Genomic DNA, 21,096 nt, shown 5'->3' with positions numbered 1-21,096 from the left:
GGATTGTGCTTCAGATTCAGGCCACCAGATCATTGGCACTGAAGCTGTTAACTCCCAACAGCTGGATCTCGAAATCCGCGTCCAAGTTGCCATTGATGTTGCCGTACAGCACATGATCGACAAAGCGTAGTTGGCCGGCTGCGGTAAAGTCGTTGGCGTCGATAAAAGTGAACTTGTTGACTCCCGCGACAAGGACGTTGGCATCCAACTGTGACAGGTCGATTTTGTCGCCTTGGGCGCTGCTGAAATCAGTGATCACATCGCGAGCATTGCCTTTACCCAGCTCGCTCAACAAGTTGAAGACAAAGCGGTCGGCACCGTTGCCACCTGTTAAGGTATCGCTGCCCTGTCCTCCAATCAGCACATCATCGCCAGCGCCCCCATCGAGCTGGTCATTGCCGGTACCACCGTTGAGGATGTTGTTGCCATCGTTACCGGTCAGTACGTTGTTCAGGGTATTGCCGGTGCCATTGAGGTTGGCGCTGCCAGTCAGGGTAAGGTTTTCCAGGTTGGCGCCCAGGGACCAGTTGACCGAGGAGCGGACCGTATCGATTTCGCTGGCCAGGGCGCTGGTCTCGATGATGACGTCACGCACGTCGTCGACCACATAGGTGTCGTTGCCGGTGCCACCGATCAGAGTGTCGATGCCTGCGCCGCCATCGAGGAAGTTGTCGCCTGCGTTGCCGGTGATGCGGTTGTTCAAGCCGTTGCCGGTGCCGTTGAGGTTGGCACTGCCCAACAGGGTGAGGTTTTCCAGGTTATCGCCCAGGGTCCAGTTCACCGTGGAGAAGACGTTGTCGATCTCGCTCAGTGAGGTGCCACGCTCGATGATGGTGTCGCCGATGTCGTCGACATAATAAGTGTCGTTGCCGGCCCCGCCGTCGAGGATGTCGGCACCACCTTTGCCATCGAGGATATTGGCGGCACTGTTGCCGACGAGGGTGTTTTTGGTGTCGTTGCCGGTCAGGTTGATTGCGCCAGCGCCCATCAACTGGCCGTCTTCGACATTGGCACTCAGGGTGTAGCTGACGGAGGTTTGCACCCGGTCGTAGCCTTCGCCATCGAGTTCGATGACCTTGTCGGCGCTGTTGTCGACGATGTAGGTGTCATCGCCCGTACCGCCGGTCAGGGTGTCGATCCCGGCACCGCCGTCGAGGTAGTCGTTGCCGGCTCCGCCCTGGAGCGTGTTGTTATAGGCATTACCGATCAGGCGGTTATCCAGATCATTGCCAACCAGGCTGAAGGTGCCGGCTCCTATCAGTGTGGCGTTCTCGATGTCCCGCAGGTTGCTCTGACTCAGGTCAACAGTGCTGTTTTGCGTGGTCGCGGCATAGGTAATGTTCAGCGTATCGACGCCTTCATCCGCGAGTTCTTGCAGCAGGTTCAATTCAGCGGATTGGTCGAGGATATAAGTGTCATCTCCCTTACCTCCGATCAGGGTATCGATCCCGGTGCCACCGTTGAGGGTGTTGTTGCCATCGTTACCGGTCAGTACGTTGTTCAGGGTATTGCCGGTGCCATTGAGGTTGGCGCTGCCGGTCAAGGTAAGGTTTTCCAGGTTGGCGCCCAGGGACCAGTTGACCGAGGAGCGGACCGTATCGATTTCGCTGGCCAGGGCGCTGGTCTCGATGATGACGTCACGCACGTCGTCGACCACATAGGTGTCGTTGCCGGTGCCACCGATCAGAGTGTCGATGCCTGCGCCGCCATCGAGGAAGTTGTCGCCTGCGTTGCCGGTGATGCGGTTGTTCAAGCCGTTGCCGGTGCCGTTGAGGTTGGCACTGCCCAACAGGGTGAGGTTTTCCAGGTTATCGCCCAGGGTCCAGTTCACCGTGGAGAAGACGTTGTCGATCTCGCTCAGTGAGGTGCCACGCTCGATGATGGTGTCGCCGATGTCGTCGACATAATAAGTGTCGTTGCCGGCCCCGCCGTCGAGGATGTCGGCACCACCTTTGCCATCGAGGATATTGGCGGCACTGTTGCCGACGAGGGTGTTTTTGGTGTCGTTGCCGGTCAGGTTGATTGCGCCAGCGCCCATCAACTGGCCGTCTTCGACATTGGCACTCAGGGTGTAGCTGACGGAGGTTTGCACCCGGTCGTAGCCTTCGCCATCGAGTTCGATGACCTTGTCGGCGCTGTTGTCGACGATGTAGGTGTCATCGCCCGTACCGCCGGTCAGGGTGTCGATCCCGGCACCGCCGTCGAGGTAGTCGTTGCCGGCTCCGCCTTGTAATTGGTCATTGCCTGCGCCACCGCTGAGTTGATTATTACCATCATTGCCGATGAGTAGATTGTTCAGTGCGTTGCCAGTGCCATTGAGGTTGGCATTGCCGGTTAGGGTGAGGTCTTCCAGGTTGGCACCCAGGGTCCAGTTGACCGAGGAGCGGACCGTGTCGATTTCGCTGGCCAGGGCACTGGTCTCGATGATGACGTCACGCACGTCGTCGACCACATAGGTGTCGTTGCCGGTGCCGCCGACCAGAATGTCGGCTCCTGCACCTCCATCCAATAGGTTGTTACCAGCGTTCCCGCTGATGCGATTGTCGAGTTCATTGCCAACCCCATCGATATTGTCTTTTCCGGTCAGGGTCAGTACTTCTAGATTGGCCCCAAGGGTGAAACTAACGGAGGACAGGATGGTGTCTATTTCGCTTGCCAGCGCACTGGTCTCAGTCACTACATCGCCAATGTTGTCGACAATGTAGGTGTCGTTGCCCAGTCCACCGATCATCGTGTCCTTGCCAGCGCCACCGTCCAGTACATTGTTCAGCGTATTGCCGATCAGAGTGTCGTCATTGGCAGATCCCACCGCATTTTCAATTTGGCTGCCATAGGCTATCGCCAGCCCGTTGTTGACCAGCGTCTGGTTCTTCAGGTCGACAAAAGCTTTGCCGATGGTGCTGAAGTGACCTTCATTGAGATCAATGCTTACTGCGGTCAATTGATTGCTGGCGTTGATTGTATCGATGCCGCCGCTGTCCCATATGGTCTCGAAAACAGATTGATCTGCGGCCCACTGATAGGTGGTGTTGCCGCTTTGCCATAACTTGTTGGCGCCATATAGGCGTTGTATCGCCAGGATATCCAAGAGCATTGGCGTGGTGGGCTCGTAGGAATAGGCGTTGTTGTAGCTCATCAGGGTGAAGCGCACATCATCCAGTTCGGGCGCTAGGATCGTGCTGTTGCTACTGCTGACACTGAATGGATGCTTGAGGCCCAAAGCATGGCCAATCTCATGCATGAACGTCATGTAGTCATAAGTGCCTTTGACTGGCATATCGCTATTGGTGGAGGGACCGATCCATACATCCCCAGCATTTGGCGAGCGGGCGGGAAAGTATGCCCAGGCCGCAGCGTCGTCATCCATGTAGGAGTAGCCGCCAAAACGCAGATCACCCACATTGTTTGGAGTTTCAGGCACCAGGGTGAACTGAATATTGGCTATTGCCGACCATTTACCCAGCGTTTCAGTTACAGCGATCTTCTGCTGGGCGGTCAGGGCATAGCTGGCCGTGTACTCGTTGTCACTGGAATAGTTGCGGGCGAACACTGACTGGAATGGTGTGATGAAGCTGTAGCTCAGCCGAGTGGTGAAAATGCTGTTGCTCCACTCACTGGATCCCCACGCCGTACCAGCCAGGAGGCTGTCGAGGTAAGGATTGCCGGTGAGTTGTTGCAGTGACCAACTGGAGGAAGAAGTGAGTGGAGAAGGCATTTTCAGGACCTGAACTAACAGCGGTCCATCCCAGTGTGACCGCTACAGGCGGTAATTTTGCATCATAAATTATCTACTTGATATCGTTTTGATACTATTTTTTGGCGTCAAAATTATGCTCTGAATGCTTATCCAATAAGTCAATAGGTCAGCTTTTGTGTTTTTTGGCTTTCAGTTATTTGGGCTGCGGTTGTTTTCCTGACTCTCCTTTGGTGGAGGAGTACTAGCCAGCGCCTCAACGAACTCTAGGGTGACGCTAAAATGTTGTTGCTCGACAATGACTTCGATATGCCAGCCTAATTTGGCGCACAGTTGGCGCATCAGTTCCAATCCAAGACCGTAGCCGAAGTCACTGGACGCTTCCGTCGGTTTAGTTTCTCTGATGCGATTGACAATATGCAATTGCGGATACCTAAAACTGATTTCCACGCTGCCTTCATCGGCATATTGCAAGGCATTGCGCAGGAAGTTGCCCACCACGATGCGGCAGGCGGTGAGGGGCAGGCGGCAAGGGGTACTGCTGATGTCCAGCAGCAGCTCGATATCCCGTGTGCCGATCAGGTAGCGGTGTTCCTCGATCAGTTCGGTGACCAGGCCGCTCATGTCGATGGGCTCCTCGGGCAAGGGTTCCGGCAGTTCCCGGCTCATCCACAGCAAGGTTTCGGCGATGCGCTGCATGTTCAATACCGAGCGCTCGATGCGTTGCAGGGGCGGCGGCAGGACACCGCCGGATTGCAGGGTCAGCAGTTCGATATTGGCCTTGAGCACCGCCAGTGGGGTACGCAGTTCATGGCTGGTGTAGCGCAGCAGGCGGCCTTCGCGCAGGCTGGCGGCCTGCACCTGCTGCACGCTTTGGGCCAGGGCATCGGCGAGCACGTTGAACTCCTTGAAACCGAAATTAGGCCGCTGGCCGGAGACCGCGTCCGCATCCTTGAGGGTCGAGGACCACTGGGCCAGGCGCTCCAGGGGCCTTACCAGCCACCAGACCAGCAGGACAATGATGATCAGCGCCGGGACGAACACCGCCAGGCTGATGAGGTTGACGCCGCGCAACTGGCGCTCGATGTAGGCGTCGGACAGTGGCGTCTCCACTTCGCCGCCTTCTTCCTTGTCGTGGTCGACGTCGAACATGTACAGGGTCTTGCCGTCGCTGAGGGGCTGGGCCAGGACCGCCCGCCCTTCATCCTCGTCATCGGAGTCCAGGTCGCCGAAGGCCTGCAGCGCGCCGAAGGACAGGCTCGGCGGAGTGTCCAGTAGCTGACGGATTTTCTCCGGCAGGGCTTCTTTGCCGATCACGCTGGTATAGAAGTAGTTGTGCGGCGGCGGGGTGTTCGGATCCTTCTTGTAGTGCCTGGCGAAGTACTGGGCTTCTTCTTCCATCATGGCGCTGGCGGTGTAGAGCAGGCCACGCACGCTGTATTCGGGCAGCAGCAGGCTGTAGATCAGCAAGACGACGCCGATCAGCAGCAGGAAGCTGCCACTGATCACCCATTTCAGACCCAGGCCGTTACGCATGTGACCTCATCTGTATGCCAATTCCGGGGATGGTGTGGATCAGCGGTTGGCCGAAGGATTTGTCCACGGTCTTGCGCAGCCGGTGCATGTGCACCTTGAGGGTATTGCTGTCCGGCGGTTCATCGCCCCAGATGGTCGCTTCCAGGCGCTCCCGGGTCACGGGTTCCGGGCTGGCGCGCATCAGGCATTCCAGCAAGGTCCAGCAAATGGGCGACAGGTGCAGTTCCTGGCCTGCGCGGCTGACCTTGCGGGTGGACAGCTCCATGACCAGGTCGGCCACTTGCAGGCGGCTGGCCTGACCGCTGCGGCGCATGCTCAGGGCGCGGATGCGGGCTACCAGTTCCGCCAGCTCGAAGGGTTTGACCAGGTAGTCGTCGGCCCCGGCGGCAAAGCTGGCGAGCTTGTCGGAAAGGGCGTCCAGTGAAGTGAGCATCAGGATCGGCGTCTGGCTGCCTTGCTGGCGCAACTGTTGGCACAGCTGCTGGCCGTCCAGTCGCGGCAGCATGATGTCGAGGAGTATCACGTCGTAGTGCTGGCCCAGAGCCAGGTTAAGACCGGTCTGGCCGTTGCTGGCGTGGTCGCAGACGATGCCGCTGATTTCCAGGTATTCGATGACGGTATTGGCCAGATCGAGGTTGTCCTCGACCAGCAGCAGGTTGATATGCACGGGTATGTCCCCCTGGACCCTTGGCGCTCAGGGGAGGAAGGATAGCGGAGTCGGATGGGGTTCTACCGATGTTTACCCAGTGTTAACCCGCCCCGGCCTAAGCTGGGGATCAACTCATCCGGAGCGCTATCTGCCATGAACGTGTCTTCAGTGGTCAAAGGTATCTTGCTGCTCATGATTGTCCTGGTCCTGATGGCCTGTGTATTGCCCTCCAGGGGGCCTCTGGTGCGCCTGGGGCAGGGTGGTCCATTGAGTTGGCTGGTGATTGGGCAAGGCAAGGCGCCAATAGGGGCGGGTTATGTCGCCAGTGCTTTCTGATGACACCGGCGCCCGTTACACCGATCAGTTGGTGGGGTGTCTGGTGCTGATTCTTTGTGTATCGATTTCCCTTGGGGTGTATATCGTACGCCTGAACGCGCAGATCGACAGTCAGCGCGAGCTGGCGCCGGTGCGCTTGCTCGAATGCGGCCAGGGCCGCGGAGCCTTTATCGTCGATCCCCATGGACATCGCAGCAGCAGTGACAATTGTTACCTGGTGGATGAGGACGACTAGCCTCGGGCAGGCTCGGTGCGCGGAGTCATGCGCCATGAGATTCAAACGCAAGAAACGTGGTTTTTGCGCTTGAATCTCCCTTTACAGTGCAGGCTATCGAGAGAACGGTGCGGCAAGCGTGACAGGCCCGCCCGACTCCACTGGCGGACTGAAGGAGAGCTGAGATGTCCTGCGTATTCAAATTGATGGCGTCCCCTGTTGGCCAACTGACACTGGTCGCCAGAGGCAGCAAGTTGGCGGCGATTCTCTGGGAGCATGAACGGCAGAATCGGGTTCGTCTCGGGCCATTGCAGGAAGCGGCCGATCATCCGCTGTTGCGGGAAACCGAGCGTCAGTTGCAAGAGTACTTTGCCGGTAGCCGTGAGCGTTTCGAGCTGGAGCTGGATTTTGCCGGCACCGAGTTCCAGTGCCAGGTCTGGCAGGCGCTGTTGACCATTCCATTCGGTGAAACCCGCAGCTATGGCCAGATCGCCCGACAGATCGGCCACCCCAAGGCGGTACGGGCAGTAGGGGCGGCCAATGGCCGGAACCCGATTTCGATTGTTGCTCCCTGTCATCGAGTGATCGGCGCTTCGGGAAGCCTGACCGGTTTTGCCGGTGGGCTGCAGGCCAAACGGTATCTGCTGGCGCTGGAAGGCGAAGAGACGCTGCAACTGAGGTTCTGAGTCAGCAGGGGCGGCGAGCTGTGCCAGAATAGCCGATCGTTTTTTCTGGAGCCTTGCCATGAGCGCCGTTACCCCCAGCCTGATCCGCGAGACCTTCCCCGTCGGTCCGTTGCAGTGCAACTGCACCATCATCGGCGACCCGCTGACCAAGAAAGCCATTGTGGTCGATCCGGGCGGCAATCCGGACTTGATCATGGCTCGCCTCGAGGCCCTGGGGCTGAAGGTGGTGAGCATCATTCATACCCATGCTCATCTGGACCATTTCCTGGCCTCGGGGCAGATGAAGGAAAAGACCGGCGCCACCTTGCACCTGCACAAGGACGATCAGTTCCTCTGGGACAACCTGGAGATGCAATGCAGCATGTTCGGCGTGCCCTTTACCCCGGTGCCGTCACCGGATCGCTGGCTGGATCACGAGGAAGAGTTGGCTTGTGGATGCGGCGTAGCCTTGCATACCCCCGGGCATACCCCGGGTTCCATGAGCTTTTGGTTTTCTGAAGCTAAGCTTCTGATTGCCGGCGACACACTGTTCAAGCGCGGCGTCGGACGCACGGACTTGTGGGGCGGCGATCAAGCCACCCTGGTGCGTTCAATCAAGCAGCGTCTGTATACCCTCGACGAAGACGCCACAGTGGTGGCCGGGCACGGTCCAGACACCCGCCTGGGGGATGAAATGCGTCAGAATCCGTTCGTGAGAGCCTGAGGATTTGCTCTGTTGCTCACGGAATTTTTGCCGTTTCGCGTGTTCCAACGCCAGCACAGGTCTGTTGCCAACGTCCGCTGCACCACAGAATGCAAAAAGTAGGAGCTTTCCATGTTCACCTCGCGTCGTTTGATTGTTGTCGCTACTGCTGTGGCCTTGTTGTCCGGCTGCGCTTCGCCTAACCCCTATGACAATCAGGGGCAGGCCGACGGCGGCTCGTCGGGCATGAGCAAAACTGCAAAATACGGTGGCCTGGGTGCCCTGGCCGGTGCTTTGGCCGGTGCCGCCATCGACCACAACAACCGTGGCAAGGGGGCGCTGATCGGTGCCGCCGTGGTGGGTGCGTCTGCTGCCGGTTACGGTTACTACGCCGACCAGCAGGAGAAGAAACTGCGCGCCAGCATGGCCAATACAGGGGTTGAAGTGCAGCGCCAGGGTGATCAGATCAAGCTGATCATGCCCGGCAACATCACCTTCGCCACCGACTCGGCGAACATCGCTCCCAGCTTCTATCAGCCGCTGAACAACCTGGCCAACTCCCTGCGCGAGTTCAACCAGAACCAGATCGAGATCGTCGGCTACACCGACAGCACCGGCAGCCGCCAGCACAACATGGACCTGTCCCAGCGTCGTGCCCAGAGCGTCGCGACCTACCTGACGTCCCAGGGCGTGAGCAGTGCCAACCTGTCCGCTCGCGGTGCTGGTCCGGACAACCCGATCGCCAGCAACGCCGACGTCAATGGTCGTGCGCAGAACCGTCGGGTAGAGGTCAACCTCAAGGCGATTCCGGGTCAGCAGTATCAACAGCCGAACCAGCAGTACCAGCAGCCTTACCAGCAGCAAGGTCAGCAGTACTAAGAGCAAACTGGCTGAACCCCAGGCACAAAAAAGCCCGCCCGATGCAAATCGGGCGGGCTTTTTAATGGCTGAGGCGTATTACTTCTTCAGGCCGTAATGCTCGTCGAGCATGCCGGGGGCATTCGGCGTCTTTGGCGCGTAGTCCCGTGGCGGCTCTTGGTCCCGTGGTGGTGTCAGGCGTTCACGAGGAGCCTGCACCGACTCCGAGTGCAGGGCGGCCAGCAGGCGTTGGCGGGTCAGTTCGTCCAGGGCCAGACGGTTGGCGCCCTCGGCGAGATGGTCCTGCACTTCCTGATAGCTCTGGGTGAGCTTTTTCACCAGGGTGGCGGTGCTGTTGAAGTGGGTGACCACTTCGTTCTGATAATTGTCGAAACGTTCCTGAATATCGTCCAACTGACGCTGCGTGCGGTTAGGCGCGGCATTGGGCAGCAGGCGAGCAACCAGGAATCCAATGGCGACACCCGCGACCAGGGCAAGAGTCGGCAACAACCAAACTAAGAGCGAGTGTTCCACGAGTCCTTCCTCTATAAACGGCTTTGCTTTACGTTAACGGCTCGAACCTGCGCTGTATACCGCGATTCACTCGCAATAGATTGGCACAGACCATTTGCTAGACGAGTCGACCCCCTTCGAGGTCACGGAGTTCCTTCCTTGCTAATGCGTGAAACCCCTGTAGTGATTGACGGCCCTGTGGGCCAACTGGAAGCCCTGTATCTGGAGGTGCCCGACGCTCGCGGCGTGGCGCTGATCTGTCACCCCAATCCGGTGCAGGGTGGCACCATGCTCAACAAGGTGGTGTCCACCTTGCAGCGCACCGCGCGGGATGCCGGGCTCACTACCTTGCGCTTCAACTATCGGGGCGTGGGCGCCAGTGAGGGCAGTCACGACATGGGCAGTGGCGAAGTCGATGACGCCCAGGCCGCCGCTCAGTGGTTACTGGCCCGGCACCCGGGATTGCCATTGACGCTGCTGGGTTTTTCCTTCGGAGGCTTCGTCGCCGCCACCCTGGGTGGACGCCTGGAAGCCCAGGGCGTGCGGCTCAAGCATCTGTTCATGGTGGCGGCGGCGGTGACCCGGCTGCGGGACAGCGATCAGTTGCCGGAGAACTGCCCGCTGACCCTGATCCAGCCGGAAACCGATGAAGTCATCGACCCGCAGGCGGTCTACGACTGGTCTGACGCGCTTGTTCGCCCCCATGAGCTGCTGAAAGTGGCAGAATGCGGACACTTTTTTCATGGCAAGCTCACCGATCTCAAGGATCTGGTGCTGCCGCGACTTTCGAATTGATAGCAGTCTGATAAGCGATTACCCATGACTACTCGTACGCGTATCCTCACCGGCATCACCACCACCGGCACCCCGCACCTGGGCAACTATGCCGGCGCGATTCGCCCGGCGATCCTTGCCAGTCGCGACAGCAATGCCGACTCCTTCTACTTCCTGGCCGACTACCACGCGCTGATCAAGTGCGACGACCCGTTGCGCATCCAGCGTTCGCGTCAGGAGATTGCGGCCACCTGGTTGGCCGGTGGCCTGGATGTGGAGCGCGTGACTTTCTATCGCCAGTCGGACATTCCGGAAATCCCGGAACTGACCTGGTTGCTGACCTGTGTCGCGGCCAAGGGGCTGCTCAATCGCGCGCATGCCTACAAGGCCTCGGTGGACAAGAACCTGGAAGCCGGTGAAGACCCGGACGCCGGCATTACCATGGGGTTGTACAGCTACCCGGTGCTGATGGCCGCGGACATCCTGATGTTCAACGCTCACAAGGTGCCGGTGGGCAGGGATCAGATCCAGCACGTGGAGATGGCCCGTGATATCGGCCAGCGTTTCAACCACCTGTTCGGCCAGGGCAAGGAGTTCTTCACCATGCCCGAGGCGCTGATCGAGGAAAGCGTTGCCACCTTGCCAGGTCTCGATGGCCGCAAGATGTCCAAGAGCTACGACAACACCATTCCGTTGTTCACCAGCGCCAAGGAGATGAAGGACGCGATCTCGCGGATCGTCACTGACTCCAAGGCGCCGGGCGAGGCCAAGGATCCGGACAACGCTCATTTGTTCACCCTGTTCCAGGCCTTCTCCACCCCGGCGCAGGCTGCCGAGTTCCGCGCGGAATTGCTTCAGGGCCTGGGTTGGGGAGAAGCCAAGAACCGCCTGTTCCAATTGCTGGACGCCGAGCTGGGCGAAGCCCGCGAGCGTTACCACCAACTGATCGCTCGCCCGTCGGACCTGGAAGACATTCTGCGTGCCGGCGCCGTCAAGGCCCGTGCCGTGGCCACGCCGTTCCTCGCCGAGTTGCGTGAGGCCGTAGGCCTGCGCTCCTTTGCCAGCCAGGTGCAGGTTGCCGCCACGACCAAGAAAAAGGCCGCCAAGGCTGCGCGCTTCATCAGCTTCCGTGAAGACGATGGCAGTTTCCGTTTCCGCCTGCTGTCTGCCGATGGCGAGCAGTTACTGCTGTCGCGCCATTTCGCCGATGGCAAGGCGGCCGGTGTGGCGAGCAAACAGCTGCAGTCCGGGCAGGCGCTGGATCTGCGCAGCGAAGCCGGCAGTTTCAGCGTCTGGCTCGATGGCGCCTGTGTGGCTGACAGCCCTGAGTTCGCCGACGCTGCCGCGCGTGATGCAGCAATAGATGCACTGCGGATTGCGCTGACCCCGGCGCAGGACTAATCGGAATCTTCCCGACCAAGGGCTGATTGCCATTCCCCAGGGCCGTCGCTAAAGTGACGGCCCGTTTTTGTTGCCTTGCTAACGAATTATGACGCCCCTAGAACGATACCAAGCAGATCTGAAACGCCCGGACTTCTTTCATGACGCGGCACAGGAAACCGCTGTGCGTCATCTGCAGCGTCTGTACGACGATCTGATTGCAGCCGAGCAAAACAAGCCGGGGCTGCTCGGCAAGCTGTTCGGCAAGAAGGATCAGGTGCCGGTCAAGGGCCTGTATTTCTGGGGGGGAGTGGGGCGCGGCAAGACCTATCTGGTGGATACCTTCTTCGAGGCCCTGCCGTTCAAGGAAAAGGTTCGCACGCACTTTCACCGCTTTATGAAGCGCGTCCACGAAGAGATGAAGACCCTGGGCGGCGAGAAGAATCCGCTGACCATCATCGCCAAACGCTTCTCCCAAGAGGCGCGGGTGATCTGCTTCGACGAGTTCTTCGTCTCCGACATTACCGATGCGATGATCCTCGGCACCCTGATGGAAGAGCTGTTCAAGAATGGCGTGACCCTGGTCGCCACCTCGAACATCGTTCCGGACGGTCTGTACAAGGATGGCTTGCAGCGTGCGCGTTTCCTGCCGGCCATTGCCCTGATCAAGCAGAACACCGAGATCGTCAACGTCGACAGCGGTGTCGACTACCGTCTGCGGCATCTGGAACAGGCCGAGCTGTTTCATTACCCCCTGAATGAAGCGGCTCACGAAAGCCTGCGCAAGAGCTTCCGGGCGCTGACCCCTGAATGCACTCAGGCGGTGGAAAACGATGTGTTGATCATCGAGAACCGGGAAATTCGTGCCCTGCGTACCTGTGATGATGTGGCCTGGTTCGATTTCCGCGAGCTGTGCGACGGTCCCCGCAGCCAGAACGATTACATCGAACTGGGCAAGATCTTCCATGCGGTGCTGCTCAGCGGCGTGGAGCAGATGAGCGTGACCACCGACGACATTGCCCGGCGCTTTATCAATATGGTCGACGAGTTCTATGACCGTAACGTCAAGCTGATCATCTCTGCCGAGGTTGAACTCAAGGATCTGTACACCGGTGGACGCCTGACGTTCGAGTTCCAGCGAACCCTCAGCCGGTTGCTGGAGATGCAGTCCCACGAGTTTCTGTCGCGGGCACACAAGCCGTAAGCGTCGCCAAATGAACAAGGGCCTGCATTGCAGGCCCTTTTTTTATGCCGCCTGTTGCTGGAACTGCTGGCGGTACTGGTTGGGTGAGAGTTCGGTGTGCTGGCGGAACAGGCGGGCAAAGAAGCTGGCGTCGTCGTAGCCGACTTCGTAGCTGATGGTCTTGATGCTCTTGCGTGTTCCCGAGAGCAGGCCCTTGGCGGTTTCGATACGCAGCCGCTGCAGGTAATGCAGAGGCTTGTCGCCGGTGGCGGTCTGGAAGCGGCGCATGAAGTTGCGAATGCTCATGCCATGCTCGCGGGCCACGTCTTCGAAGCGGAACTTGTCGGCGAAGTGCTCTTCGAGCCAGTGCTGGATCTGCAGGATGATCACGTCCTGGTGCAGCTTCTGGCCGCCAAAGCCGATGCGTCCGGGGGCGTAGTTGCGTTGCACTTCGTAGAGGATGTCCCGAGCCACGGCCTGGGCTACGTTGGCGCCGCAGAAGCGTTCGATCAGGTAGATGTACAGGTCGCAGGCCGAGGTCGTGCCGCCGGCGCAGTAGAGGTTGTCGGCGTCGGTCAGGTGCTTGTCCTGATTGAGCTGGACCTGGGGGAAGCGTTCGCTGAAGGCGCTGAAGAAGCGCCAGTAGGTGGTGGCTTCCTTGCCGTTGAGCAGCCCGGCTTCGGCCAGCCAGAACACGCCGGTGGCCTCGCCGCAGAGCACGGCACCGCGGGCGTGCTGGGCCCGCAGCCAGGGCAGTATCTGTGGATAACGCTGGCACAGGGTGTCGAAGTCGTCCCAGAACGCAGGGAGGATGATCACGTCTGTGTCTTCCAGCGGGCCATCCACCGGCATGATCACGTTGCTGAAGCTGCAAACCGGCTGGCCGTCGGGACTGACCAGGCGGGTTTCGAAGGCCGGGGTCAGGCCTTGGCCCAGTTGTTTGCCATAGCGCAGGCTGGCCAGATGGAAGAAATCCTTGGCTTGCATGAGGGTGGAGGCGAAAACCCGGTCGATGGCCAGGATGCTGACGCGCCGCAAGGGCGTGGAGGTTTGGTTAGACATAATTCAATTGTTCTTATAGGGGAAAGTGGTCACCAGACGGCTGGATCGTCTTATTTTTTGTCGGATGTGTCCAGTGTCCTGTGCAGGTGGCTGGCCTTAGGCTCTGGCAGCCAACCCATGATCAATAAACATCACAGGTGCCTGCATGATCCCTAGAACCTTGTTCAGTTCCGAGCACGAGCTCTTCCGTGACAGCGTGCGTACGTTCCTTGAAAAAGAGGCTGTGCCTTTCCATGGTGAGTGGGAAAAACAGGGCTATATCGACCGCCAGTTGTGGAGCAAGGCCGGGGAGGCGGGGATGCTGTGCTCACATATTCCCGAGGAGTACGGCGGCCTGGGTGCGGATTTTCTCTACAGTGCGGTGGTGATCGAGGAGATCGGTCGGCTGGGGCTGACGGGCATTGGTTTCTCTCTGCATTCGGACATTGTTGCGCCCTACATCCTGCATTACGGCAGTGAGGCGCTGAAACGCCAATACCTGCCCCGTCTGGTGTCGGGGGAAATGGTGACGGCCATCGCCATGACCGAGCCGGGTGCCGGTTCCGACCTGCAAGGGGTGAAGACCACGGCGGTGCTCGATGGCGACGAGTATGTGATCAACGGCTCCAAGACCTTCATCACCAACGGCTATCTGGCGGATCTGGTGATTGTGGTGGCCAAGACCGATCCCAAGGCCGGGGCCAAGGGCACCAGCCTGTTTCTGGTGGAGGCCGATACGCCGGGGTTCTCCAAGGGCAAGCGTCTGGAAAAGGTCGGGATGAAGGCTCAGGACACTTCGGAGTTGTTTTTCCAGGATGTGCGCGTGCCCAAGGAAAATCTGCTGGGACAGGCTGGAATGGGGTTCGCCTATCTGATGCAGGAGTTGCCTCAGGAGCGCCTGACGGTCGCCATTGGCGGTCTGGCCAGCGCGGAGGCGGCGCTGCAATGGACCCTGGACTACACCCGTGAACGCAAGGCTTTCGGCAAGGCGATTGCCGACTTCCAGAACACCCGTTTCAAATTGGCGGAGATGGCCACCGAAATCCAGATTGGCCGGGTGTTTGTCGATCGCTGCCTGGAGTTGCATCTGCAAGGCAAGCTCGATGTGCCAACGGCGGCGATGGCCAAGTACTGGGGCACCGATCTGCAGTGCAAGGTGCTTGATGAGTGCGTGCAGTTGCACGGCGGCTACGGCTTTATGTGGGAGTACCCGGTAGCCCGGGCCTGGGCCGATGCCCGGGTACAGCGCATTTATGCCGGGACCAACGAGATCATGAAGGAAATCATCGCCCGCTCACTGTAGCCATGGGCTTGCCGGCGAATGGGCGACGCACATTCGCCGGCAAGCCAGCTGCTGAAGTGTTTAAGGGGCGGGGTTGGGGTGGTCCTTGTGAATCGCCTCGATACCGGCCAGGACTTCTTCCGACAATTTCAATTCGGCACTGGCGATGTTGCTGTCCAGCTGGTCCAGGGTCGTGGCGCCGATGATGTTGCTGGTCACGAAGGGCTGCTGATTGACGAAGGCCAGGGCCATTTGCGCTGGATCCAGTCCGTGTTCGCGGGCCAGGGCGACGTAACGGCTGCAGGCCGCTTCCGACTGAGGATTGAAGTAGCGGCTGAAGCGGCTATAGAGGCTCAGTCGAGCCTTGGCTGGCCGGGCGCCGCCTTCGTATTTGCCGGACAGGTAGCCAAAGGCCAATGGAGAGTAGGCCAACAGGCCGCATTGTTCGCGAATGGCGATTTCCGCCAGGCCCACTTCAAAGCTGCGGTTGAGCAGGTTGTAGGGGTTCTGGATCGAGACTGCGCGAGGCCAGCCACGGCTCTCGGCCAGGGCGAGGAACTTCATGGTGCCCCAGGGCGTTTCATTGGACAGGCCGATATGGCGGATCTTGCCGGCCTTGACCTGTTCGTCCAGGGCTTCGAGGGTTTCTTCCAGCGGGGTGAAGTCTTCGTCGGCCTGGTGCTTGTAGCCCAGTTGACCGAAGAAGTTGGTGCTGCGCTCGGGCCAGTGCAACTGATAAAGGTCGATCCAGTCGGTCTGCAAGCGCTTGAGGCTGGCATCCACGGCTTCGATTATGTGTTTGCGGTTGTGCTTGAGTTGTTTGTCGCGGATGTAGTCGATGGTGTTGCCGGGGCCGGCGATCTTGCTGGCCAGGATCCAGTCGGCACGGTCGCCGCGTTGCTTGAACCAGTTGCCGATATAGCGCTCGGTGGTGGCGTAGGTGTCGGCCTTGGGGGGCACCGGGTACATCTCGGCGGTGTCGATGAAGTTGATTCCGGCGTGTTTGGCTCGCTCGATCTGAGCGAAGGCTTCAGCCTCGGTATTCTGTTCGCCCCAGGTCATGGTGCCCAGGCAAATTGCGCTGACGTTAAGGTCGGTTCGGCCCAGCTGGCGGTAGTCCATCGGGTACTTCCTTGGCAAAACAATCATAAAAGCAGGTTGAAATTTTTTTCGCAATCTGCATAATTCGGCAGCTCTTTCTGCAGTGGAAGTGATGCGCCGCCTGCCGAAGAATCTTGCCGTATTCCAGACGCGCTGACCCGAGCCCCCGATAGCGTCTGTGTCCGGCTGCCTTTGACCTTGTCAAAGTACGCACTATTCAGTAAGATCCGCCGTCTATTTTGCTGGGCGGCCCCTGAGGCTATAAAGAATGAAAACTTTTACTGCTAAACCGGAAACAGTAAAGCGCGACTGGTTCGTCGTCGACGCTGCTGGTCAGACCCTGGGTCGTCTGGCCACCGAAATCGCGAGCCGTCTGCGTGGCAAGCACAAGCCTGAGTACACTCCTCACGTTGACACCGGCGACTACATCGTCGTTATCAATGCCGAGCAGGTACGTGTTACTGGCGCTAAAACCACTGACAAAATGTACTACTCCCACTCCGGTTTCCCGGGCGGCATCAAGTCGATCAACTTCGAAAAGCTGATCGCCAAGGCCCCTGAGCGCGTGATCGAGACCGCGGTAAAAGGCATGCTGCCTAAGAACCCGCTGGGTCGCGACATGTACCGTAAGCTGAAAGTCTATGCGGGCGCTGCTCACCCTCATACTGCTCAGCAGCCCCAAGAACTGAAGATTTAACGGAATAGTTCATTATGTCGGCGACTCAAAATTACGGCACTGGCCGTCGCAAGACTGCAACCGCACGCGTTTTCCTGCGTCCGGGCACTGGCAACATCTCGATCAACAACCGTTCCCTGGATAACTTCTTCGGTCGCGAAACTGCCCGCATGGTAGTTCGTCAGCCGCTGGAGCTGACCGAGACTGTTGAGAAGTTCGATATCTACGTTACCGTTATCGGCGGCGGTGTAAGTGGTCAAGCTGGCGCGATCCGCCACGGTATCACTCGCGCTCTGATGGATTACGACGAAACTCTGCGCAGCGCTCTGCGTAAAGCTGGTTTCGTAACCCGTGACGCACGTGAAGTTGAACGTAAGAAAGTGGGTCTGCGTAAAGCGCGTAAGCGTCCGCAATACTCCAAGCGTTAATTCGCTACTGCGTTCAAAGACGCCCAGTCTCCTTGTGGAGCTGGGCGTTTTTTATTGTCTGAAATTTGCTCTGTGACAACTTGCCACATCCACGGAGGCCCTATACTACAAGGCTTCGGGCTGGCTGGGCTTGGTAATTACCTTGTCAGAATAGGGGCTTTTCATTACCATTCGGCAAAATTTTTATAAGTTCAGATTTTTACTTAGTAGATGCCTGATTTAACAGGCCACAAAGCTGATGGGAGAGGACTGAATGAGCAATGACGGCGTGAATGCAGGCCGGCGTCGCTTCTTAGTAGCAGCCACATCCGTGGTGGGTGCTGCAGGAGCGGTGGGGGCTGCGGTCCCGTTCGTGGGGTCATGGTTTCCCAGTGCCAAGGCGAAAGCCGCAGGTGCACCGGTGAAAGTGAATATCAGCAAGATCGACCCAGGTCAGCAGATGATTGCTGAATGGCGTGGTCAGCCGGTGTTCATCGTCCGCCGTACAGAGGAAATCCTGGGGAATCTTAAAAAGATCGAGGGCCAGCTGTCTGACCCTGACTCCAAGAACTCGGTACAACCAACCTACGTCGATCCGGAAGTGCGTTCGATCAAGCCAGAGATCCTGCTGCTGATCGGGATCTGCACTCACCTGGGTTGTTCTCCGACCTTCCGTCCTGAAGTGGCGCCCGCCGATCTGGGCAAGGACTGGGTAGGTGGCTATTTCTGCCCTTGCCACGGCTCCCACTACGATCTGGCTGGTCGCGTCTACAAGGCGCAGCCTGCGCCCCTGAACCTGCCAGTACCCCCGCATTCCTATGAGTCGGATGACATCATCGTCATTGGCGTCGACACGGAGAAAGCGTGATGAGCAAGTTCATGGATTGGGTTGATGCGCGCTTCCCCGCGACCAAGATGTGGGAAGACCATCTCAGCAAGTATTACGCTCCGAAGAACTTCAACTTCTTCTATTTCTTTGGCTCCCTGGCGCTGCTGGTGCTGGTCAATCAGATCGTTACCGGTGTCTGGCTGACCATGAGCTACACCCCTTCGGCAGAAGAGGCCTTCGCTTCTGTTGAATACATCATGCGCGACGTCGAGTACGGCGCGATCCTGCGTCTGCTTCACTCCACCGGCGCTTCGGCGTTCTTCATCGTGGTCTATCTGCACATGTTCCGTGGCTTGCTCTACGGTTCCTACCAGAAACCTCGTGAGCTGGTGTGGCTGTTCGGCATGCTGATCTACCTGGCGCTGATGGCTGAAGCCTTCATGGGCTACCTGCTGCCTTGGGGACAGATGTCCTATTGGGGAGCCCAGGTAATCATCTCGCTGTTCGGTGCGATCCCCGTTATTGGTGACGACCTGACCCAGTGGATTCGTGGTGACTACCTGATTTCCGGGATTACTCTGAACCGCTTCTTCGCCCTGCACGTAGTAGCCCTGCCGATCGTGATTCTCGGCCTGGTGGTGCTGCACATCCTGGCGTTGCACGAAGTGGGTTCGAACAACCCGGATGGCGTAGACATCAAGAAGAACAAGGACGAGAACGGCATCCCGCTGGATGGCATTCCTTTCCACCCTTACTACACCGTGAAGGATATCGTCGGCGTAGTGGTGTTCCTGTTCATCTTCTGCTCGATCGTGTTCTTCTTCCCGGAAATGGGCGGTTATTTCCTCGAGAAACCGAACTTCGAACAAGCCAACCCGTTCAAGACTCCCGAGCACATTGCTCCGGTTTGGTACTTCACGCCGTTCTACGCGATCCTGCGTGCGGTGCCGGACAAGCTCTTGGGTGTTATCGCCATGGGCGCTGCAATTGCGGTCCTGTTCGTACTGCCTTGGCTTGACCGCAGCCCGGTCAAGTCCATGCGCTACAAAGGCTGGCTGAGCAAGATCTGGCTGCTGGTGTTCTGCATCTCGTTCGTGATCCTGGGTGTACTGGGTGTTCTGGCACCGACTCCGGGCCGTACGCTGCTGTCGCAGGTATGTACCTTCCTGTACTTCGCCTACTTCATTCTGATGCCGTTCTACACCAGGCTCGAGAAGACCAAACCGGTTCCGGAAAGGGTGACTGGCTGATGAAAAAGCTATTTGCTGTACTGATTCTTGCTGCTATGCCTGTATTGTCTTTCGCGGCCGAGCACGGCGGACCTGAGTTGGAGAAGATCGATATCGATCTTTCCGACAAAGCCGCCCTGCAAGACGGCGCGCGTACTTTTGCCAACTACTGCATGGGCTGCCACAGCGCCAAGTTCCAGCGTTATGAGCGAGTGGCCGATGACTTGGGCATTCCTCACGACCTGATGTTGAGCAAGCTGGTTTTCACCGGTGCCAAGATCGGCGACCACATGAATATCGGTATGCAGCCGGCGGATGCCAAGACCTGGTTCGGTGCTGCGCCGCCAGATCTGACCCTGGTGGCTCGTGTTCGTGGTACCGACTGGCTTTATGGCTACCTCAAGTCCTTCTATGAAGATCCTGCGCGCCCTTGGGGTGTGAACAACAAGGTCTTCCCGAACGTTGGCATGCCTAACGTCCTGGTCGGTCTGCAAGGGCGTCAAGTGGTCGGTTGCAAGCAGGTGCAGATCGTTGAAGACGGCAAGAAGCAATACGATCCGCTGACTGGTACACCGCTGACTCACGAGGCGTGCGATCAACTGACAGTCAAAGAGGGTACCGGTACTCTCAACGAGGCTCAGTTCGACGAGAAGGTCAAGAATCTGGTGACTTTCCTTGCCTACTCGGCCAACCCGGTCAAGCTGCAACACCAGCGCATTGGCACTTATGTGCTCTTGTATCTGGCCTTCTTCTTCGTGTTCGCCTATCTGCTCAAGCGCGAATACTGGAAGGATGTGCATTAATAACGTTTTAAGCATCAGTTGTTGAGCGTGCGCGCCCAAGGGCGTCTCTGATCAGTAACAACCCTGTATCATTCGGGGGTTACCAGAGGCGCCCTGAGGGCGCGCTCGTTTTTTCTGCTTCCGATAATTTCAACAAGCGAGGAGGATCGCCATGGGCGTGACCAATCGGTTGGCCTGTTACTCCGACCCCGCCGACCACTATTCCCACCGGGTGCGCATTGTGCTGGCGGAGAAGGGTGTCAGCGCCGAGATCATCAGTGTGGAGGCGGGCCGTCAGCCGCCGAAGCTGATCGAAGTGAATCCTTACGGGAGCTTGCCAACGCTGGTTGATCGTGACCTGGCGTTGTGGGAATCGACAGTGGTGATGGAGTACCTGGATGAGCGTTACCCTCATCCGCCGCTGTTGCCGGTTTATCCTGTGGCGCGTGCCAACAGTCGTTTGCTGATGCACCGAATCCAGCGTGATTGGTGCGGGCAGGTGGATCTGATCCTGGATCCGCGGACCAAGGAGGCGGCGCGGGTGCAGGCGCGTAAGGAATTGCGTGAAAGTCTGACCGGAGTGTCTCCGCTGTTCGCCGACAAACCATTTTTCCTCAGTGAGGAACAAAGTCTGGTGGACTGCTGCCTACTGCCCATACTCTGGAGATTGCCAATCCTGGGTATCGAATTGCCGCGGCAGGCCAAGCCGCTGCTTGATTATATGGACCGCCAATTTGCGCGTGAGGCTTTCCAGGCGAGTCTGTCTGGCGTCGAGCGTGACATGCGCTGAGGCTTAAGGAGCCGCTATGAACTCCAGTCGACCTTATCTGGTCCGCGCGCTCTATGAGTGGATTGTGGACAACGATTGCACCCCGCACCTGCTGGTCAATTCCGACTATCCGGCCGTGCAGGTGCCCCAGGGCTTTGCCAGTGATGGGCAAATTGTCCTGAATATTTCTCCCAGTGCCGTACGTCATCTGCACATGGACAACGACGCCGTGATCTTTGAAGGGCGCTTCGGCGGTGTGCCACACAGCTTGCACGTACCGGTCGCGGCGATCCTCGGAATCTATGCGCGCGAGAATGGTCAGGGCATGGTCTTTGATCTGGAGTCGCCTCTGGACGAAGAGGATGACATCGAGCCGGATGACGATTTGCCGCCGCCGGACAGTGAGCCGCCGCGCCCCAGTGGCCGGCCCAGCTTGAAAGTGGTCAAGTAATAAAAAAGGCGATCCAGATGGATC

21 protein-coding genes are annotated in these 21,096 nt (G+C 58.5%); 15 read left to right on the top strand and 6 right to left on the bottom strand.

Features of this window, described 5'->3' with window-relative positions:
* Positions 1-16: 16 nt before the first annotated feature.
* The 3 genes from PST29_RS32555 to PST29_RS24895 all read right to left on the bottom strand — a co-directional run bounded on the left by PST29_RS32555 (position 17) and on the right by PST29_RS24895 (position 5,897).
* Positions 17-3,715 (bottom strand): M10 family metallopeptidase, encoded by a 3,699-nt coding sequence (locus tag PST29_RS32555; protein ID WP_082729294.1) that lies wholly within the window; start codon positions 3,713-3,715, stop codon positions 17-19.
* 171 nt (positions 3,716-3,886) lie between these two features.
* Positions 3,887-5,230 (bottom strand): sensor histidine kinase, encoded by a 1,344-nt coding sequence (locus PST29_RS24900; RefSeq protein WP_060844583.1) that lies wholly within the window; start codon positions 5,228-5,230, stop codon positions 3,887-3,889.
* Positions 5,223-5,897, bottom strand: a complete 675-nt coding sequence (locus PST29_RS24895; RefSeq protein ID WP_060840984.1) for a response regulator transcription factor — start codon at positions 5,895-5,897, stop codon at positions 5,223-5,225. Before PST29_RS24895 ends, PST29_RS24900 begins: the two co-directional genes overlap by 8 nt.
* Before the next feature lie 298 nt (positions 5,898-6,195).
* Between PST29_RS24895 and PST29_RS24885 the strand changes: the two genes are divergently transcribed.
* The 4 genes from PST29_RS24885 to PST29_RS24870 all read left to right on the top strand — a co-directional run bounded on the left by PST29_RS24885 (position 6,196) and on the right by PST29_RS24870 (position 8,676).
* Complete coding sequence (locus PST29_RS24885; protein ID WP_060844581.1) at positions 6,196-6,450, top strand: hypothetical protein; 255 nt, start codon at positions 6,196-6,198, stop codon at positions 6,448-6,450.
* Positions 6,451-6,614: 164 nt separating this feature from the next.
* On the top strand, positions 6,615-7,115 hold the full coding sequence (locus PST29_RS24880; RefSeq protein WP_060840982.1) for a methylated-DNA--[protein]-cysteine S-methyltransferase: 501 nt from the start codon (positions 6,615-6,617) through the stop codon (positions 7,113-7,115).
* 58 nt (positions 7,116-7,173) lie between these two features.
* Positions 7,174-7,818, top strand: a complete 645-nt coding sequence (locus PST29_RS24875; protein ID WP_060840981.1) for an MBL fold metallo-hydrolase — start codon at positions 7,174-7,176, stop codon at positions 7,816-7,818.
* A 111-nt stretch (positions 7,819-7,929) separates the two neighbouring features.
* Positions 7,930-8,676 (top strand): OmpA family protein, encoded by a 747-nt coding sequence (locus PST29_RS24870; RefSeq protein WP_047306025.1) that lies wholly within the window; start codon positions 7,930-7,932, stop codon positions 8,674-8,676.
* Between the two features lie 78 nt (positions 8,677-8,754).
* Here PST29_RS24870 and PST29_RS24865 read toward each other — a convergent pair whose 3' ends face one another.
* Entirely contained in the window at positions 8,755-9,189 is a 435-nt protein-coding gene (locus tag PST29_RS24865; RefSeq protein WP_060840980.1) for a YhcB family protein, read from the bottom strand.
* 144 nt (positions 9,190-9,333) lie between these two features.
* Here PST29_RS24865 and PST29_RS24860 point away from each other — a divergent pair, with 144 nt between their 5' ends.
* From PST29_RS24860 to zapE, 3 genes are all read left to right on the top strand, one after another.
* On the top strand, positions 9,334-9,963 hold the full coding sequence (locus PST29_RS24860; RefSeq protein WP_060844580.1) for an alpha/beta hydrolase: 630 nt from the start codon (positions 9,334-9,336) through the stop codon (positions 9,961-9,963).
* A 24-nt stretch (positions 9,964-9,987) separates the two neighbouring features.
* Complete coding sequence (locus tag PST29_RS24855; RefSeq protein WP_060844579.1) at positions 9,988-11,343, top strand: tryptophan--tRNA ligase; 1,356 nt, start codon at positions 9,988-9,990, stop codon at positions 11,341-11,343.
* Between the two features lie 88 nt (positions 11,344-11,431).
* A complete protein-coding gene (gene zapE / locus PST29_RS24850; protein ID WP_047306022.1) occupies positions 11,432-12,526 on the top strand; it encodes a cell division protein ZapE in 1,095 nt (364 codons plus the stop codon).
* 42 nt (positions 12,527-12,568) lie between these two features.
* On the opposite strand, the gene PST29_RS24845 is transcribed toward zapE, so the two are convergent.
* Positions 12,569-13,468: a GlxA family transcriptional regulator gene (locus tag PST29_RS24845; RefSeq protein ID WP_173655961.1), complete on the bottom strand. Its 900-nt coding sequence runs from the start codon at positions 13,466-13,468 to the stop codon at positions 12,569-12,571.
* A gap of 244 nt (positions 13,469-13,712) precedes the next feature.
* Here PST29_RS24845 and PST29_RS24840 point away from each other — a divergent pair, with 244 nt between their 5' ends.
* Positions 13,713-14,849 carry an acyl-CoA dehydrogenase family protein gene (locus PST29_RS24840; protein ID WP_060844578.1) on the top strand — a complete coding sequence of 379 codons (1,137 nt, stop codon included), beginning with the start codon at positions 13,713-13,715 and terminating at the stop codon, positions 14,847-14,849.
* A 60-nt stretch (positions 14,850-14,909) separates the two neighbouring features.
* Here PST29_RS24840 and PST29_RS24835 read toward each other — a convergent pair whose 3' ends face one another.
* Positions 14,910-15,950 carry an NADP(H)-dependent aldo-keto reductase gene (locus tag PST29_RS24835; RefSeq protein WP_060844577.1) on the bottom strand — a complete coding sequence of 347 codons (1,041 nt, stop codon included), beginning with the start codon at positions 15,948-15,950 and terminating at the stop codon, positions 14,910-14,912.
* Positions 15,951-16,197: 247 nt separating this feature from the next.
* Here PST29_RS24835 and rplM point away from each other — a divergent pair, with 247 nt between their 5' ends.
* The 7 genes from rplM to PST29_RS24800 all read left to right on the top strand — a co-directional run bounded on the left by rplM (position 16,198) and on the right by PST29_RS24800 (position 21,072).
* The gene (gene rplM / locus PST29_RS24830) at positions 16,198-16,626 is read left to right on the top strand and encodes a 50S ribosomal protein L13 (RefSeq protein ID WP_007928449.1); all 429 of its coding nucleotides are present in this window, start codon (positions 16,198-16,200) and stop codon (positions 16,624-16,626) included.
* 14 nt (positions 16,627-16,640) lie between these two features.
* The gene (rpsI, locus tag PST29_RS24825) at positions 16,641-17,033 is read left to right on the top strand and encodes a 30S ribosomal protein S9 (RefSeq protein ID WP_003228056.1); all 393 of its coding nucleotides are present in this window, start codon (positions 16,641-16,643) and stop codon (positions 17,031-17,033) included.
* Between the two features lie 253 nt (positions 17,034-17,286).
* Entirely contained in the window at positions 17,287-17,880 is a 594-nt protein-coding gene (gene petA / locus PST29_RS24820; RefSeq protein WP_047306018.1) for a ubiquinol-cytochrome c reductase iron-sulfur subunit, read from the top strand.
* Positions 17,880-19,091 (top strand): cytochrome b, encoded by a 1,212-nt coding sequence (locus tag PST29_RS24815; RefSeq protein ID WP_016966673.1) that lies wholly within the window; start codon positions 17,880-17,882, stop codon positions 19,089-19,091. Before petA ends, PST29_RS24815 begins: the two co-directional genes overlap by 1 nt.
* Positions 19,091-19,873 carry a cytochrome c1 gene (locus PST29_RS24810; protein ID WP_060840974.1) on the top strand — a complete coding sequence of 261 codons (783 nt, stop codon included), beginning with the start codon at positions 19,091-19,093 and terminating at the stop codon, positions 19,871-19,873. The genes PST29_RS24815 and PST29_RS24810 overlap by 1 nt, the downstream gene beginning before the upstream one ends.
* Before the next feature lie 151 nt (positions 19,874-20,024).
* Complete coding sequence (locus tag PST29_RS24805) at positions 20,025-20,642, top strand: glutathione S-transferase N-terminal domain-containing protein (protein WP_016966671.1); 618 nt, start codon at positions 20,025-20,027, stop codon at positions 20,640-20,642.
* Positions 20,643-20,658: 16 nt separating this feature from the next.
* The gene (locus tag PST29_RS24800) at positions 20,659-21,072 is read left to right on the top strand and encodes a ClpXP protease specificity-enhancing factor (protein ID WP_060844576.1); all 414 of its coding nucleotides are present in this window, start codon (positions 20,659-20,661) and stop codon (positions 21,070-21,072) included.
* Positions 21,073-21,096: the final 24 nt, after the last annotated feature.

The organism is Pseudomonas sp. St29 (assembly GCF_001547915.1).
In the GTDB taxonomy this organism is placed as follows: domain Bacteria; phylum Pseudomonadota; class Gammaproteobacteria; order Pseudomonadales; family Pseudomonadaceae; genus Aquipseudomonas.
This window is presented reverse-complemented; position numbering and strand designations above follow the sequence as displayed.